Origin of the sequence: Bradyrhizobium sp. 141, assembly GCF_023074055.1 — a bacterium.
Taxonomy (GTDB): Bacteria; Pseudomonadota; Alphaproteobacteria; order Rhizobiales; family Xanthobacteraceae; genus Bradyrhizobium.
This window is the reverse complement of record NZ_JADPKR010000080.1, coordinates 204,966-221,417: the sequence shown is the minus strand read 5'-3', so window position 1 is coordinate 221,417 and position 16,452 is coordinate 204,966. Positions and strand designations below refer to the sequence as shown.

General features: G+C 64.3%; 18 protein-coding genes. 17 read left to right on the top strand and 1 reads right to left on the bottom strand.

The annotated features are described in order from the left end of the window. Window position 1 precedes the first annotated feature (1 nt). Window positions 2–1,192 (bottom strand): aromatic ring-hydroxylating dioxygenase subunit alpha, encoded by a 1,191-nt coding sequence (locus IVA81_RS21880; protein WP_247321758.1) that lies wholly within the window; start codon window positions 1,190–1,192, stop codon window positions 2–4. A 168-nt stretch (window positions 1,193–1,360) separates the two neighbouring features. Here IVA81_RS21880 and IVA81_RS21875 point away from each other — a divergent pair, with 168 nt between their 5' ends. The 17 genes from IVA81_RS21875 to nuoK all read left to right on the top strand — a co-directional run bounded on the left by IVA81_RS21875 (window position 1,361) and on the right by nuoK (window position 16,452). Beyond that, window positions 1,361–1,876, top strand: a complete 516-nt coding sequence (locus IVA81_RS21875) for a MarR family transcriptional regulator (protein WP_247321756.1) — start codon at window positions 1,361–1,363, stop codon at window positions 1,874–1,876. Window positions 1,877–2,047: 171 nt separating this feature from the next. Beyond that, window positions 2,048–4,300 carry a TonB-dependent siderophore receptor gene (locus IVA81_RS21870; protein ID WP_247321853.1) on the top strand — a complete coding sequence of 751 codons (2,253 nt, stop codon included), beginning with the start codon at window positions 2,048–2,050 and terminating at the stop codon, window positions 4,298–4,300. 22 nt (window positions 4,301–4,322) lie between these two features. Then, window positions 4,323–5,459, top strand: coding sequence for a PepSY-associated TM helix domain-containing protein (locus IVA81_RS21865; RefSeq protein ID WP_247321755.1), 1,137 nt, complete (start codon window positions 4,323–4,325; stop codon window positions 5,457–5,459). Further along, on the top strand, window positions 5,459–5,689 hold the full coding sequence (locus IVA81_RS21860) for a hypothetical protein (RefSeq protein WP_247321753.1): 231 nt from the start codon (window positions 5,459–5,461) through the stop codon (window positions 5,687–5,689). Before IVA81_RS21865 ends, IVA81_RS21860 begins: the two co-directional genes overlap by 1 nt. A 246-nt stretch (window positions 5,690–5,935) precedes the next feature. Next, window positions 5,936–6,301, top strand: a complete 366-nt coding sequence (locus IVA81_RS21855) for an NADH-quinone oxidoreductase subunit A (RefSeq protein WP_008136158.1) — start codon at window positions 5,936–5,938, stop codon at window positions 6,299–6,301. Further along, a complete protein-coding gene (locus tag IVA81_RS21850; protein ID WP_247321751.1) occupies window positions 6,292–6,879 on the top strand; it encodes an NADH-quinone oxidoreductase subunit B in 588 nt (195 codons plus the stop codon). The genes IVA81_RS21855 and IVA81_RS21850 overlap by 10 nt, the downstream gene beginning before the upstream one ends. A gap of 11 nt (window positions 6,880–6,890) precedes the next feature. Next, a complete protein-coding gene (locus IVA81_RS21845) occupies window positions 6,891–7,505 on the top strand; it encodes an NADH-quinone oxidoreductase subunit C (protein WP_247321750.1) in 615 nt (204 codons plus the stop codon). Window positions 7,506–7,507: 2 nt separating this feature from the next. Then, complete coding sequence (locus tag IVA81_RS21840; RefSeq protein WP_247321749.1) at window positions 7,508–8,704, top strand: NADH-quinone oxidoreductase subunit D; 1,197 nt, start codon at window positions 7,508–7,510, stop codon at window positions 8,702–8,704. Continuing rightward, window positions 8,704–9,666: an FkbM family methyltransferase gene (locus IVA81_RS21835; protein WP_247321748.1), complete on the top strand. Its 963-nt coding sequence runs from the start codon at window positions 8,704–8,706 to the stop codon at window positions 9,664–9,666. Before IVA81_RS21840 ends, IVA81_RS21835 begins: the two co-directional genes overlap by 1 nt. Before the next feature lie 12 nt (window positions 9,667–9,678). Next, complete coding sequence (gene nuoE / locus IVA81_RS21830) at window positions 9,679–10,290, top strand: NADH-quinone oxidoreductase subunit NuoE (protein ID WP_007603551.1); 612 nt, start codon at window positions 9,679–9,681, stop codon at window positions 10,288–10,290. Next, window positions 10,290–10,496 carry a hypothetical protein gene (locus IVA81_RS21825; RefSeq protein ID WP_246929283.1) on the top strand — a complete coding sequence of 69 codons (207 nt, stop codon included), beginning with the start codon at window positions 10,290–10,292 and terminating at the stop codon, window positions 10,494–10,496. Before nuoE ends, IVA81_RS21825 begins: the two co-directional genes overlap by 1 nt. Window positions 10,497–10,511: 15 nt before the next feature. Further along, window positions 10,512–11,837, top strand: coding sequence for an NADH-quinone oxidoreductase subunit NuoF (gene nuoF, locus IVA81_RS21820; RefSeq protein WP_247321747.1), 1,326 nt, complete (start codon window positions 10,512–10,514; stop codon window positions 11,835–11,837). Window positions 11,838–11,842: 5 nt separating this feature from the next. Continuing rightward, window positions 11,843–13,918: an NADH-quinone oxidoreductase subunit NuoG gene (gene nuoG, locus IVA81_RS21815; RefSeq protein ID WP_247321746.1), complete on the top strand. Its 2,076-nt coding sequence runs from the start codon at window positions 11,843–11,845 to the stop codon at window positions 13,916–13,918. Window positions 13,919–13,928: 10 nt separating this feature from the next. After that, window positions 13,929–14,996, top strand: coding sequence for an NADH-quinone oxidoreductase subunit NuoH (nuoH, locus tag IVA81_RS21810; RefSeq protein WP_018320148.1), 1,068 nt, complete (start codon window positions 13,929–13,931; stop codon window positions 14,994–14,996). A 14-nt stretch (window positions 14,997–15,010) separates the two neighbouring features. After that, on the top strand, window positions 15,011–15,499 hold the full coding sequence (nuoI, locus tag IVA81_RS21805; RefSeq protein ID WP_028149056.1) for an NADH-quinone oxidoreductase subunit NuoI: 489 nt from the start codon (window positions 15,011–15,013) through the stop codon (window positions 15,497–15,499). 9 nt (window positions 15,500–15,508) lie between these two features. Then, window positions 15,509–16,147, top strand: coding sequence for an NADH-quinone oxidoreductase subunit J (locus IVA81_RS21800; RefSeq protein WP_247321745.1), 639 nt, complete (start codon window positions 15,509–15,511; stop codon window positions 16,145–16,147). Beyond that, the gene (gene nuoK / locus IVA81_RS21795) at window positions 16,144–16,452 is read left to right on the top strand and encodes an NADH-quinone oxidoreductase subunit NuoK (protein WP_008547737.1); all 309 of its coding nucleotides are present in this window, start codon (window positions 16,144–16,146) and stop codon (window positions 16,450–16,452) included. Before IVA81_RS21800 ends, nuoK begins: the two co-directional genes overlap by 4 nt.

The window sequence follows — 16,452 nt, the reverse complement described above, 5'->3', positions numbered from 1 at the left end:
CTCAGCCTTCGCGGATGTAATTCCCCGCTTCGAATTCGACCGGAGGCGCGCTCGCATCGAACGAGACGCCGATCGGATCGCGGCCTGCGGCGAGCGCGTCGAGCTGATCGCTCAGCATGCGCCGGATCATGAGGATGCCGCGGTCGCTCTGGCCGAAATGCTCCTCGGAATGAACCGTCACCTCGCCCTGGCCGACCTGGGCCTCGTAATCACCCGGGAATTGCTGGTGCTCCTGCTCGGTCATATCCCACCAGAACTTGCCGTTGAATTTCGAGCGCATGCGGCCGATGTCGCCGGAGTTCTTGACGCGGCCGGCGACATAGATGCGGAAAGACGTGTCGTCGATCGGCAGCGTCCAGCCGATCGATTCGACGCGGGCGAATTGCGCCACACGCGGGTTCGGCACGACGCGCAACGTCGGCAGCGCGGCTTCGGTGACGCGATAGAACACCTTGCCGTCGTCTTGCTTGCGGATCGAGCGCACCGCGATGCCGCGCGGCGTCTTGTCGAACTTCACCTCCGGGATCGAGGCCATCATGTTGGTGAACTGCGGCCCTGAGAACGAGCCATGCAGCACCGGCACGTGATAGGGATCGACCACGTTTTCGAAATGCTGCAGCCAGTTGCAGGGGATGATGGCGGGGCCGCCGCCGCCGATCGAGGTATCATCGGCCTCGACGAGCTCGCCGTCGTCCATCTTCTCCAGGCATTCGTAAGCCGGCAGCACCGGGCGTTTCTCGGCCGGGCCCATATAGGCGAAGATCAGGCCGTAGCGCTCCTCGACCGGATACCAGGGCTGGCGCACCTTGTCCTTGAACTGACCGCCATCGGGCTCGCAGGGCTGCTCCAGGCAATGGCCCTCGGTGTCGAATTTCCAGCCGTGATAGCAGCAGCGGATGCCGTCCTCCTCGACCTTGCCGTAATAGAGCGTGGTGCCACGATGGCAGCAGCGGGCGTGCAGCAGGCCGGCGCGGCCCTGCTTGTCGCGAAACAGCACCAGATCCTCGCCCAATGCGCGCACCTTTTTCGGCGTGTCGCTGGCATCACCGACGAGCCCGACCGGGTGCCAGTAGCGGCGGAGCAGCTCGCCCATCGGTGTGCCGCGCACGACCGAGGTCAGCTCGGTGCGGGTGTGCGCCGGCTTCATCGCATAGGCCGTGCCGAGATCGCGATCCCGCTGGGTGATGGTCATGCCGGTCCTCCCGCTTCGGCCAGTGACGGCCGGGCCCTTTCTGGGCGTCTTGCTGCCAGTGGAAAATAATTCGATGACAATGTCAACGATACTCCAAATGCCTCTTAGTCGCATTTGATGAGGCGGCCGGCGCTTGGCAGGTCCCGGCTTTCTTGGCAGAGGTGGATCATGAGCCAGACCGAGAGCAGGGGCGGGGTGACGTCGCCCGCAGCGGACGAGAGCGAACCGTCGGCCCCGATCACAGTAATGCTGTCGTCGCGACTGATGGTGCTTGCCAATTTGCTCAAGCGTGGCGCGATCCTGCGCTACAAGCGCCTCACCGGATTGTCCTCGGTCGAATTCGGTCTCGTCGCCTCGCTCGGCCGCCGGCCGCCAATGAGCGTGGCGCGGCTCGCCGAGGCCGTCGGCCAGGACAAGGGACAGATCAGCCGCGCGCTGGCCAATCTGCTCTCGCGCAAGCTGATCGCGAAGTCGGCTAATCCGAAAGACAGCCGCGAGGTGCTGATCTCGCTGACCCCTGCGGGCCTCGCCGCGCATGACGCGATCGTCGAAGGCGCGCAGGAGCGCAATCGGCGCCTGCTGGAACAATTGAGCGAAGCCGAGTTCCATACGCTGATGCGGCAGGTCGACCAGCTCACGGCGATCGCCGCCGACATGCTCGAGAGCGAGAAGAGTTCGCGCTGATCTCGCAGCAATCTCCGGAATTGTTGGAGCGCTTCTAAGAGTCGTTCTAAGAAGCTTTCAATTAGGGAAATCGCGTTCCCTCCCATAAGCGTCATCGCAGTGCACGCCGTCACGGGACTGACGGCATGACGCATGCAGATACGTTTGGGGTGGCGCGTGAACAGTCTGGGAATGCTGCGGTCGGTCGTGTTGGCGACCGCGTCCGCTTTGGTTTTGGTGCCGCAGGCATCGCTTGCACAATCCTCCGCGCAGAGCGGCGCAACGAGCCTGCCGTCGGTCACCGTCACCGCGCCGGAAGCGCGCCGGCGTGCTGCCGCGACGCCGCAGCGTCGCGCGCCGCGGTCGGTGCAGACCGCCGCCAGGAGCAAGCCCCAGCCGCAGCGCAATGTCGGCTTCGTCGAGACGCCGCGTGGCCCGGTGAACGGCTACGTCGCGGGCCGCAGCTCGTCCGGCACCAAGACCAACACGCCGATCATGGAGACGCCGCAGTCGGTGTCGGTGATCGGTGCCGAGCAGATCCGCGACCAGAAGCCGAACAAGCTCGACGAGGTGCTGCGCTATACCGCCGGTGTGCGGGCAGGAACGTTCGGCACGGACACCCGCAACGATTGGTGGCTGATCCGCGGCTTCAAGTCCGAGGACATCGGACTGTTCCTCGACGGCATGCAGCTGTTCTACACGTCCTATGCGAGCTGGAAGCTTCAGACTCCCAACATGGAGCGGGTCGAGGTGCTGCGCGGTCCGTCCGCGGTGCTCTACGGCGGATCGAGCCCGAGCGGCATCGTCAACGTCATCAGCAAGATGCCGCCGGCCGAGCCGATCCGTTACGTCGAGACCGGCGTCAACAATTTCGGCAACGCTTATGTCAGCTTCGACATGGGCGGACCAGTCACGGTCGCGCCCGAAAACGGCAAGCTGTTCTACCGTGTCGTCGGCCAGGTCCAGAACGGCCCCACGCAGGTCAACTTCACGCCCGACAACAACTACTTCATCGCGCCGTCCTTCACCTGGAAGCCGGATGCCGATACGAGCTTCACGGTGCTTGCCTCCGCCTCGAGGCAGGACACCCGCGGCATCAACTTCCTGCCTTACCAGGGCACGGTGACCAACGCGCCGTTCGGCAAGATTCCGACCAGCTTCTTCGTCGGCGACCCCAGTGTCGACAAGTTCACGCGCGAGCAGGAGATGCTCGGCTATCAGTTTTCGCGCAATCTCACCGACGACCTGACGTTCCGTCAGAACGCCCGCTTCGCGCATGTCGACATCACCTATCGCGGCTATGTCGGCAACGGCTGGGATAACATCAATACGGCCACAATGGGCCGCTATAATTGGTATGCGAAGAACACCGCCAACCAGGCCAATCTCGACAACCAGCTCGAGTACCGCTTCAACACCGGTGCGGTCAGGCACACGATGCTGTTCGGCGTCGACCTGAGGGGCTACCAGATCGACGATTATCAGGCCTTCGGCTTCGGCGTGCCCGCGATCAATGTCTTCAATCCCGCCTACGGGGCGGCCGAGGTTCCGCTACCGAGCGCGCCGTTTCGGAACTTCCTGATTACGCAGAAGCAGGCCGGCACGTATCTTCAGGACCAGATGAAGCTCGGCAACTTCACGCTGGTGCTGAGCGGCCGCAATGACTGGGTGGAAACGACGCAGGAAGCGCGCGACACCGGCGCTATGGTCGGCAGCCGTGACGACAGCAGGTTCAGCGGCCGCGCCGGACTGATCTACAATTTCGACAACGGCATCGCGCCCTACGTCTCCTATTCGACAAGCTACAATCCGATCATCGGCCTCAACGCCCAGAACCAGCTGTTCCTGCCGGAGACCGGCAAGCAGGCTGAGATCGGCGTGAAGGTCGCGCCAAAGGGCTTCGACGGCTATTTCACGGTCTCGGCTTTCGATCTCGTCCGTCAAAATGTCGCGACGACATTGCCGGGCAGTGTTCCCGTGCTGCAGAACCAGACCGGCGAGGTGACCTCGCGCGGCATCGAACTCGAGGCGGTGGCCAATGCCACGAAGGAGCTGAAGTTCATCGGCGCCTTCACGGCCTATCATCTCTTCAACAGCCGGGATCTCGATCCGTCGCTGGTCGGCAAGACGCCGACCAACACGCCTGAACTCCTGGTCTCGGGCTGGGCCGATTACACCTTCAAGGACGGGCCGCTGGAGGGATTTGGTTTCGGCGGCGGCGTACGCTACATCGGCTCGTCCTGGGCGGACGCCGCCAACACCCTTGAGGTTCCCGCGGTCGTGCTCGGCGATCTCGCGGTCCACTACGAATGGCAGAACTGGCGGACGGCGCTCAACGTGATCAACCTGACCGACAAGATGTATGTCGCGAGTTGCGCGTCGGCGACCTCCTGCTTCTACGGCGACCGCCGGCGCGTCACCGCCAGCGTCTCCTACAAGTGGTAAGCGCCGGCGAGGGGAGCGCCTCGTGAAGGCGCGCACGGTCAGGCTCTGGTCCGTGGTCCACACCTGGACCAGCCTGATCTCGACCGTCTTCCTGCTGCTGCTCTGCCTCACCGGCCTGCCGCTGGTGTTCCACCACGAGATCGATGAGCTCCTGGGCTATGCCCCCCAGCCCGAAGCTCATGCGAGCGCGGCGCGCGCGAGGCCGCAAGCCATCGCCGACGCCGCGCTCGCCGCCGATCCGGGCCGGGTGATGCAGTATATCTCCTGGGACAAGGACGAGCCCGGGATCGTGATGGCGTTCACCAACAACGCGCCTGACGGGCTTCCCGACAATGCGACGGTGCGGGCCTTCGACGCCGTCTCGGCAAAACTGCTCGGGCCGGTCGGTGTCGGGCCGATGCTGATCGTGCTCAAGCTGCACACCGACATGTTTGCCGGGCAGGCCGGAAAGCTGTTTCTCGGCGCGATGGGGCTGCTGTTCGCCGTCGCCATCGTCTCCGGCGTCGTGCTGTATTGGCCGTTCACTCGCCGCTTGCGCTTTGCCACCATCCGCGATCATGCGTCCCGACGCGTGCGCTGGCTCGACTGGCACAATCTGATCGGAGTGGTGACGGTGGCCTGGGCGCTGGTGGTCGGACTGACCGGTGTGGTCAACACCTGGGCCGAGCTGATGCTGAACCAGTGGAAGGCGACCGAGCTCGCCAGCATGGTCGCACCCTATGCCGGCAAGCCGCCGCCGACCCATCTCGCCTCGCTCGATGATGTCGTCTCCCGCGCGAAGGGGGCGGCACCCGGCATGGAGATTGCCTTCATCGCGTTTCCGGGCACGCCGTTCACGTCCTCGCATCATTTTGCCGCCTTCATGCGGGGCGACTCGGCGCTGACATCGCGGCTGCTCAAGCCGGTCCTGCTGGACGGCGAAAGTGGGGAGGTCGCCGACAGCAGGGCACTGCCGCTTTATCTCCAGGTCTTGCTGATCTCGCAGCCGCTGCATTTCGGCGATTACGGCGGCATGCCGCTCAAGGTGATCTGGGCCGCGCTCGACCTGCTCACCATCGTTGTGATCGGCAGCGGGCTCTACCTCTGGCTGGCACGGCGGCGGAAGCGGACGTCCGTCCGCGCCGACGCATTCGCCAGACGAGCCCCGGTCCCGTCGTGATGCATGGCTCGTCTGACCACTCGCGTCTGTGGATACGTGTCTTTGCTGCACCAATCCTGCTCGGGGCCGCGACCATCACCGGCCTCCTGGCTGCGCTGCTGTGGGGGACGGCCGGCCAATATGTCGCCTGGGTGACGGTGGGGGCTCCCGTGCTGGTCATTGCCTCAGTTTGGGTGCGCTGCCGCACCAAGAAAACCGAGCAGTTTTCGCGGACACTACGCGGCAAATAGCCGGCTCGGTCCTCGAGCCGCAATCTCAGAGCTGCTACCCTGCAAAACTGTGGCTGCCCTTGCTGGGCCCAGCGATCTGCTCCATACCAACGCGGGGTGATTCCGGGATTTTCACCGTTCTGGGGGCGGCAAAGGGCCTAAAAAGAGCGTGTCTTGCGCCCATTGGTGCACTGCGCTAAGGCTCAGAATAATTCCAAATCGGACGAATCCGTGGCTGTCCCGAGGCTGCGGGAAAAAGGGCTCGCCATGAGCGGCATTCTGCAGAACTATCTTCCACTCGTCGTCTTTATAGGGGTAGCGGGCCTCATTGGCCTTGTGCTGCTGATTGCGCCCTTCATCGTGGCGTTCCAGCAGCCGGACCCGGAAAAGCTGTCGGCGTATGAGTGCGGTTTCAACGCGTTCGACGACGCTCGCATGAAGTTCGACGTCCGCTTCTACCTGGTCGCCATCCTCTTCATCATCTTCGACCTCGAGGTGGCGTTCCTGTTTCCCTGGGCGGTGGCGTTCGGCAAGCTTGGCGCGACCGGTTTCTGGTCCATGGTGGTGTTCCTCGCCGTGCTGACGGTCGGGTTCGCCTATGAATGGAAGAAGGGAGCACTCGAATGGGATTGAACCCTGCATCGTCCACAGGTCCGGTCGTCGCGCCGGCCCCCAAGGGCATCCTGGACCCGTCGACCGGCAAGCCGGTCGGGGCCACTGATCCGTTCTTCCTCGAGGTCAATTCCGAACTGTCCGACAAGGGCTTCTTCGTGGCCGCGACCGACGACCTCATCACCTGGGCGCGCACCGGCTCCTTGATGTGGATGACCTTCGGTCTCGCCTGCTGCGCGGTCGAGATGATGCAGGTGTCGATGCCGCGCTACGACGTCGAGCGCTTCGGCTTCGCGCCGCGTGCCTCGCCGCGCCAGTCCGACGTGATGATCGTCGCGGGCACGCTGACCAACAAGATGGCGCCCGCGCTGCGCAAGGTCTACGACCAGATGCCGGAGCCGCGCTACGTCATCTCGATGGGCTCCTGCGCCAATGGCGGCGGCTACTATCACTATTCCTACTCGGTCGTGCGCGGCTGCGACCGCATCGTGCCGATCGACATCTACGTGCCGGGCTGCCCGCCCACGGCGGAAGCGCTGCTTTACGGCGTGCTGCTGCTGCAGAAGAAGATCCGGCGCACCGGCACCATCGAACGCTAAGGTTTTACGTCATGGACGACGCCAAGCTCGACGCCCTGGGGCAGACGATCGTTAGCGCGCTTCCGGGCGCCGCCACCGGTCATTCGGTGGCCTTCAACCAGCTCACGGTTGATGTCGAGGCCAGCAAGATCGTCGAGGTGGTCAAGTACCTCCGCGACGACCCGAATTGCCGATTCATCAACTTCACCGACATCACAGCCGCGGACTATCCGGCGCGCGAGAAGCGCTTCGACGTGATCTATCACTTCCTGTCCCCGACCCTGAATGCGCGGATCCGGCTCAAGGCCCAGGCCGACGAGACCACGCAGGTGCCGTCGCTGATCGAAGTGTTCCCCGGCGCCGACTGGTTCGAGCGCGAGACCTACGATCTTTACGGCGTGTTCTTCGTCGGCCATCCCGACATGCGCCGCATCCTCACCGATTACGGGTTCGAGGGTCATCCGCTGCGCAAGGATTTCCCGACCACCGGTTTCGTCGAGGTCCGCTACGACGACCAGGAGAAGCGGGTGGTGTACGAGCCCGTCCGGCTCAACCAGGAATTCCGCAAGTTCGACTTTTTGTCGCCGTGGGAGGGGGCCGATTACCCGGTCCTTCCAGGCGATGAAAAAGCAGGGCCGAAGGTCTGATCATGAACGAGCAACCCGAACAGCTTCGCAATTTCACCATCAACTTCGGGCCGCAGCATCCTGCGGCGCACGGCGTGCTGCGCCTCGTGCTGGAGCTTGACGGCGAAGTCGTCGCCCGCGTCGATCCGCATATCGGGCTGCTTCACCGCGGCACCGAAAAGCTGATCGAGCAGAAGACCTATCTGCAGGCGATCCCTTATTTCGACCGCCTCGACTACGTCGCGCCGATGAACCAGGAGCACGCCTTCTGCATGGCGGCCGAAAAGCTGCTCGGCATCGAGGTGCCGCGCCGCGGCCAGCTGATCCGCGTGCTCTATTGCGAGATCGGCCGCATCCTGTCGCACCTGCTCAACGTCACCACGCAGGCGATGGACGTCGGTGCGCTGACCCCGCCGCTGTGGGGTTTCGAAGAGCGCGAGAAGCTGATGGTGTTCTACGAGCGCGCCTCGGGCAGCCGTATGCACGCAGCTTACTTCCGCGTCGGCGGCGTGCATCAGGACCTGCCGCAAAAGCTGGTCGACGACATCGAGGCCTGGTGCGATCCGTTCCTCAAGGTGGTGGACGACCTCGACCGTCTGCTCACCGCCAACCGCATCTTCAAGCAGCGCAACGTCGACATCGGCGTGGTGCCGCTGAAGGAGGCCTGGGAGTGGGGGTTCTCGGGCGTGATGGTGCGCGGCTCGGGCGCAGCCTGGGACCTGCGCAAGTCGCAGCCCTATGAGTGCTACGCCGAGATGGATTTCGACATTCCGATCGGCAAGAACGGCGACTGCTACGACCGCTACCTGATCCGCATGGAAGAGATGCGGCAGTCCATCCGCATCATGAAGCAGTGCATCCAGAAGCTGAACGCGCCTGATGGCAAGGGCCCCGTCGTCGTCGAGGACAACAAGGTCGCTCCGCCGCGCCGTGGCGAGATGAAGCGCTCGATGGAAGCGCTGATCCACCACTTCAAGCTCTACACCGAAGGCGTCCACGTGCCGGCCGGCGAGGTCTATGCCGCGGTCGAGGCGCCCAAGGGCGAGTTCGGCGTCTATCTGATCTCCGACGGCACCAACAAGCCCTACAAGTGCAAGATCCGCGCGCCGGGCTTTGCGCATCTGCAGGCCATGGACCACATCTGCCGCGGCCACCTGCTCGCTGACGTCTCGGCGATCCTCGGCTCGCTCGACATTGTGTTCGGAGAGGTCGATCGGTGATGGGGCAGGCGCCAATCCAGTTTGACCGTGCCTCGGGGGCCCTTGAAGGGGCCAACCTGTGGGAGCGGACGGCTGCCTTGGCGCTGGTGACGGGATCGAAGATCTCCTCGCACTTCTCGCATATGGGCTACATCGCCTGTGCCAACCTGCTGCGGAAGACGCTGCCCGAGCGCAACATCGCGATCAGGCTCAATCCCGACGCCGTGTTCGAATTCCCCTACGGCGACGGCTATTGGAGCAAGCTGCTCAACCGCTCCTACAACTACGAGGACGAGCTCGAGCTGCTGTTCGCCGACTCCATCGACGTCGACTACACGTTGCTCGATTGCGGCGCCAATTACGGCTATTGGTCGGTGCTGGTCTCGAGCAAGCCGTTCGGTTCGCACAAGGCGATCGCGATCGAGCCGTCGGGGCAGAACTACCCGAAGCTCGCCAACAACGCCCGCGTCAACGGCAATCGCTTCGAGACCATGAAGTGTGCGATCGGCGCATCGCGCGGCACCGCGCGGCTGTCGGGCACCAAGCACGAAGCCTTCAGCATCGCCGGCGATCCCTCGGCCGGCGGTGAGGACGTGCCGGTCATCGCGCTCGACAATCTGATCGAGGACGGCAAGGTCGCGAGCACCGGCAAGTACCTGATCAAGCTCGACGTCGAGGGCGTCGAGATCGAGGCGATCAAGGGCGGCGCACGGCTGCTCCAGGCCGACAGCGTCATCATGTGCGAGGAGCACGGCAGCGACCGCTCTCATGCCGTGTCGCGCTTCATCCTCGAACAGACCCCGCTGAAGCTGATCGTGTTCGATCCGCGCAGCAACCGGATGGAGACCGTGACCGAGCTGTCGATCCTCGACCGCATCAAGGTCTCGACCCACGTCGGCTACAACGTTTTCGGCACCGCAAGCGCATTTTGGCAGGACAGGATCGAAGCCCTGAATGCGAAAACAGCGCGCCGCATGCAGTGAGAGATTGAAGAGATGTCCGTTCGCCGATTAGCACCGAAGGAAGTACAGCCCGCGAGCTTCGCGTTCACGGAGGAGAACCTCGCGTTCGCCAAGCAACAGATCGCGAAATATCCGGCGGGACGTCAGGCCTCCGCGGTCATCGCGATCCTCTGGCGCGTCCAGGAGCAGCATGAGGGCTGGGTCTCGGAAGCCGCGATCCGCGCGGTCGCCGACCTGCTCGACATGCCCTATATCCGCGTGCTGGAAGTGGCGACCTTCTACACGATGTTCCAGCTCGCGCCGGTCGGCAAGAAGGCCCACGTCCAGGTCTGCGGCACCACGCCGTGCCGGCTGCGCGGTGCCGAGGATCTGATCCACGTCTGCGAGCACCGCATCCATCACGAGCCGTTCCATCTGTCCAAGGACGGCAATTTCAGCTGGGAAGAGGTGGAGTGCCTGGGTGCCTGCGTGAACGCGCCGATGGTGCTGATCGGCAAGGACACCTATGAGGACCTGACCAAGGAGAGTTTTGGCAAGGTGCTGGACGGCTTCGCCTCCGGCAATCCGCCGAAACCCGGTCCGCAGAACGGCCGCCAGTTCTCGGCGCCGACGGGCGGACCGACCACACTGAAGGAGATCACCTGATGCGTGATCTCTCGTCGCAGGCCATGCAGGGGAGCGGTGCCATGAAGAAGTGGGGCTTCATCGCGATGCATGCCGCTGTTGCGGCCGCCTTCATTTTCCTGCTGCAGCGTTTCAGCCTGAACGCGTCGCTGGAATCCAGTCTGCTCTGGGCGCTGACCTTTGGCATCTGCGCCGCCGGACTTGCCTACAAGCAGTCCAATAGTTGATCGGAAAGCACTGATATGCTCGAGGACAAGGACCGCATCTTCAAGAACCTCTACGGCCTCCACGATTGGGGGCTCGAGGGTGCGCGGCGCCGCGGCGCCTGGGATGGTACCAAGAACATCATCGACAAGGGCCGCGACTGGATCATCAACGAGATGAAGGCCTCGGGCCTGCGCGGCCGCGGCGGCGCCGGCTTCCCGACCGGTCTCAAGTGGTCCTTCATGCCGAAGGAATCGACCGACGGCCGGCCGAGCTATCTCGTCGTCAACGCCGACGAATCCGAGCCCGGCACCTGCAAGGATCGCGAGATTATGCGGCACGATCCGCATCTCTTGATCGAGGGCTGCCTGATCGCGAGCTGCGCGATGAACGCGCATGCCTGTTACATCTATGTCCGCGGCGAGTTCATTCGCGAGCGCGAGCATCTCCAGGCCGCGATCGACCAGGCCTATGAGGCCAAACTGGTCGGCAAGGACAACGTCCACGGCTGGCCGTTCGATATCTACGTCGCCCATGGCGCCGGCGCTTACATCTGCGGCGAGGAAACCGCGCTGCTCGAAAGCCTCGAAGGCAAGAAGGGCCAGCCGCGGCTGAAGCCGCCGTTCCCGGCCAATGTCGGCCTGTTCGGCTGCCCGACCACCGTCAACAACGTCGAGTCCATCGCGGTTGCGCCGGACATCCTGCGCCGTGGCGCGGCCTGGTTCGCCGGCATCGGCCGTCCGAACAATGTCGGTACCAAGCTGTTCTGCATCTCCGGTCACGTCGAGCGGCCCTGCAACGTCGAAGAGGCCATGGGCATTCCGTTCCGTGAGCTGATCGACAAGCATTGCGGCGGCGTTCGCGGCGGCTGGGACAACCTCAAGGCCGTGATCCCCGGCGGCTCGTCGGTGCGCATGGTGCCGGCCGAGCAGATTATCGACACGCCGATGGATTTCGACTCCTTGAGCAAGCTGCGCTCGGGCCTCGGCACCGCGGCCGTGATCGTGATGGACAAGTCGACCGATTTGATCCGCGCGATCGCCCGCATCTCCTATTTCTACAAGCATGAGAGCTGCGGCCAGTGCACGCCGTGCCGCGAGGGCACGGGGTGGATGTGGCGCGTGCTCACCCGCATGGCCGAAGGCCGCGCCCACAAGCGCGAAATCGACATGTTGCTCGAGGTGACGAAACAGGTCGAAGGCCACACCATCTGCGCGCTCGGCGACGCAGCCGCTTGGCCGATCCAGGGCCTGATCGCGCATTTCCGTCACGAGATCGAAGCGCGCATCGACCAGTATTCGCACAGGGCTGACATTGACGATATCGGCGTCCGCGATCCCATGAACATGGTCGCGGCGGAGTAAGAAGAATGACCAAGCTCATCATCGACGGCAAAGAGATCGATGTCCCCGCCGAGTTCACGCTGCTGCAGGCGTGCGAAGCGGCCGGCGCCCAGATTCCGCGCTTCTGCTATCACGAGCGGCTGTCGATCGCCGGCAATTGCCGGATGTGCCTCGTCGAGGTGAAGGGCGGCCCGAAGCCGGTCGCAAGCTGCGCCTGGGGCGTGCGCGACTGCCGTCCGGGTCCCAAGGGCGAGCCGCCGGAAATCTCCACGCGATCGCCGATGGTGAAGAAGGCGCGCGAAGGCGTGATGGAATTCCTTCTCATCAACCATCCCTTGGACTGCCCGATCTGCGATCAGGGCGGCGAGTGTGACCTGCAGGACCAGGCGATGGGCTACGGTGTCGACACCAGCCGCTTCGCCGAGAACAAGCGCGCGGTCGAGGACAAATATCTCGGCGCGCTGGTCAAGACCTCGATGAACCGCTGCATCCAGTGCACGCGCTGCGTCCGCTTTTCGGCGGAAGTCGCCGGCGCTCCCGAAATGGGCGCGACCGGTCGCGGCGAGGACATGGAGATCACGACCTATCTCGAGCACGCGCTGACGTCGGAATTGCAGGGCAATCTCGTCGACATCTGCCCGGTCGGCGCGTTGACCTCGAAGCCTTATGCCTTCGCGGCGCGCCCGTGGGAGCTCGGCAAGACCCAGTCGATCGACGTCATGGACGGCATTGGGTCTGCGATCCGCGTCGACACCCGCGGCCGCGAGGTGATGCGCGTGCTGCCGCGCATCAACGAGGCGGTGAACGAGGAGTGGATCTCCGACAAGACCCGCCACGTCGTCGACGGCCTGCGCACCCAGCGTCTCGATCGGCCCTATATCCGCGAGGCCGGCAAGCTGCGCGCGGCGAGCTGGACCGAGGCCTTCGCTGCGATCGCGGCCAAGGCGGCGCGCAGCGACGGCAAGCGCATCGGCGCGATCGCCGGCGACCTCGCCGGCGTCGAGGAGATGTTCGCGCTGAAGGATCTCCTGGCCAAATACGGCTCGGGCAATCTGGCGGTGCAGGGCGGCGACGCCTTCGACCCCGCGCTCGGCCGCGGCTCCTACATCTTCAACCCGACGCTGGCAGGCGTGGAGCAGGCGGATGCACTGCTCATCATCGGCGCGAATCCGCGGAAAGAGGCGGCCGTGTTCAACGCCCGCATCCGCAAGCGCTGGCGCGCCGGCGGCTTCAAGGTCGGCGTGATCGGTGCTAAAGCCGATCTGACCTACGATTACGATCACCTCGGCGCGGGCACCGAGACGCTCAGTGAGCTCGCGGCGGGCAGGCACTCCTTCATGGACGTGCTGAAGAACGCCAAGAAACCCATCATCCTGGTCGGCGGGGGCGCGGCCTCGCGCCACGACGGCGCCGCCATTCTCGCGGCCGCTGCCAAGCTCGCGCTCGATGTCGGCGCGCTCAAGGATGGCTGGAACGGCTTTGGCGTGCTGCACGAGACCGCCTCGCGCGTCGGTGCGCTCGATATCGGCTTCTCCGCAACCGGTGGCGGGCTGAACGCTGCGCAGATGACGACGTTCGGCACGCTGGACTTGCTGTTCCTGCTTGGCGCCGACGAGATCAACGCGCCGGACGGCACCTACGTCGTCTATATCGGCACCCATGGCGACCGCGGTGCACACCGCGCCGACGTGATCCTGCCTGCGGCGGCCTACACCGAGAAGTCCGCGATCTACGTCAACACCGAAGGCCGCGTGCAGATGGCAGGCCGCGCCGCGTTCCCGCCGGGCGAGGCCCGCGAGGACTGGGCGATCGTCCGCGCACTGTCGGAGGCGCTCGGCAAGAAGCTCGGCTATGACTCGCTTGCCGCCCTGCGCCAGGCGATCTTCAAGGCCGTGCCGCATCTGATCCGTCTCGACCAGATCGAGGCCGGTTCGGCCGACCAGATCAAGAAGCTGGCGGGGAAGGGCGGCACGCCGGAGAAGGCGCCGTTCAAGCCGCTGGTCGAGGACTTCTACCTGACCAACCCAATCGCGCGTGCCTCCGCCGTGATGGCGGAATGCTCGCGCCTCGCCTCCGGGCATATGCTGACCGCAGCGGAGTGAGCGTGATCTGATGGAATTTTTCGAAAGCGCATTCTGGACCGGATTCCTCTGGCCGCTGATCATCATGGTCGCGCAGAGCGTCCTCGTGCTCGTCGTCCTTCTGGTCGCGATCGCCTACATCCTGCTCGCCGACCGCAAGATCTGGGCGGCGGTGCAGATCCGGCGCGGCCCGAACGTGGTCGGCCCCTGGGGCCTGCTGCAATCCTTCGCCGACCTGCTCAAGTTCGTGCTGAAGGAGCCGATCATCCCGGCCGGCGCCAACAAGGGCGTGTTCCTGCTGGCGCCGCTGGTGTCGTGCGTGCTCGCACTTGCCGCCTGGGCGGTGATCCCGACCAATCTCGGCTGGGTGATCTCCGACATCAATGTCGGCATCCTCTTCATCTTCGCGATCTCGTCGCTGTCGATCTACGGCATCATCATGGCCGGCTGGTCGTCGAACTCGAAGTATCCGTTCCTGGCCGCGCTGCGCTCCGCGGCGCAGATGGTGTCCTACGAGGTCTCGATCGGCTTCGTCATCATCACGGTGCTGCTCTGCGCCGGCACGCTGAACCTGTCGGCCGTGGTCGAGGCCCAGCATGTCCGCGGTCTTGCCAGCCTGATCGGGCTGCCGCAGCTCACCATCCTGAACTGGTACGTCTGGCCGCTGTTCCCGATGTTCGTGGTGTTCTACGTCTCGGCGCTGGCCGAGACCAACCGTCCGCCCTTCGACCTCGTCGAAGCGGAATCCGAGCTCGTCGCCGGCTTCATGGTCGAGTACGGCTCGACGCCGTATCTGCTGTTCATGCTGGGCGAGTACGTCGCGATCGTCACGATGTGCGCGATGGCCACGATCCTGTTCCTCGGAGGCTGGCTGCCGCCGGTCGACCTGCCGCCCTTCAACTGGGTGCCGGGGATCATCTGGTTCTCGCTCAAAGTCTTCTTCATGTTCTTCCTGTTCGCGATGGCAAAGGCGATCGTGCCGCGCTACCGCTACGATCAACTGATGCGCCTCGGCTGGAAGGTGTTCCTGCCGCTGTCGCTGGCGATGGTGATCGTGGTGGCCGGCGTGCTGCATTTCGCCGGCATCGCGCCGAAGTGAGGGCCGTCATGGGTATCAACGTCAACGCCACTGCACGCTCGCTTCTGCTGTCGGAATTCGTCTCGGCGTTCTTCCTCGCCATGCGCTATTTCTTCCAGCCGAAGCCGACGCTGAACTATCCGTTCGAGAAGGGCCCGATCTCGCCGCGCTTCCGCGGCGAGCACGCGCTGCGTCGCTATCCGAACGGCGAAGAACGCTGCATCGCCTGCAAGCTGTGCGAAGCGATCTGTCCGGCGCAGGCCATCACCATCGAGGCCGGCCCGCGCCGCAACGACGGCACCCGCCGCACCGTGCGCTACGACATCGACATGGTGAAGTGCATCTATTGCGGCCTCTGCCAAGAGGCCTGTCCGGTCGACGCCATCGTCGAAGGTCCGAACTTCGAGTTCGCGACCGAGACCCGCGAGGAACTGTTCTATGACAAGGCCAAGCTGCTCGCCAACGGCGACCGCTGGGAACGCGAGATCGCGAAAGCGATCGAGCTCGATGCGCCGTACCGGTGAGGTGAGGGCATGATCCTTCCCGCGCTGTTCTTCTATCTCTTCGCCGGCGTCTGCGTCGCCTCGGCCGTGATGGTGATTGTCTCGCGCAATCCCGTGCACTCCGTGCTGTACCTGATCCTGGCCTTCGTCAACGCCTCCGGCCTGTTCGTGCTGATGGGCGCCGAATTCCTGGCGATGATCCTGATCGTCGTCTATGTCGGCGCCGTCGCGGTGCTATTCCTGTTCGTGATCATGATGCTCGACGTCGATTTCCTCGAGCTGCGCGAGGGCTTCATCGAGTACCTGCCGGTCGGCCTGGTGATCGGCGGCATCTTCATGTTCGAGCTGCTGCTCACCGTCGGTTTCTGGGTCATCAACCCCGGCGTCGCCAAGACGATCACGGCGGCGATCCCGGCCAACGTCTCGAACACCGAGGCGCTGGGTCTCGTGCTCTACACGAAGTACATCCACTACTTCCAGCTCTCGGGCATGGTGCTGCTGGTCGCCATGATCGGCGCCATCGTGCTGACGCTGCGCCACAAGGCGAGCGTGAAGCGGCAGGACATCAACGTTCAGAACGCGCGCACGCCCGATATGGCGATGGCGATGCGCAAGGTGGCTCCGGGGCAGGGGCTCTCGGATGCCGATGCGGCGGAGTGGGTGAAATGACGATCGGGCTCGGACATTATCTGGCGGTCGGCGCGATCCTGTTCACGCTCGGCATTCTCGGCATCTTCCTGAACCGCAAGAACATCATCGTCATCCTGATGTCGATCGAGCTGATCCTGCTCTCGGTCAACATCAACCTCGTCGCGTTCTCGACCTTCCTCGGCGACATCGTCGGCCAGGTCTTCGCGCTTTTGGTGCTCACCGTCGCAGCCGCTGAAGCCGCGATCGGTCTCGCCATCCTGGTGGTCTATTTCCGCAACCGCGGCTCGATCGCGGTTGAGGACGTCAATCTGATGAAGGGCTGA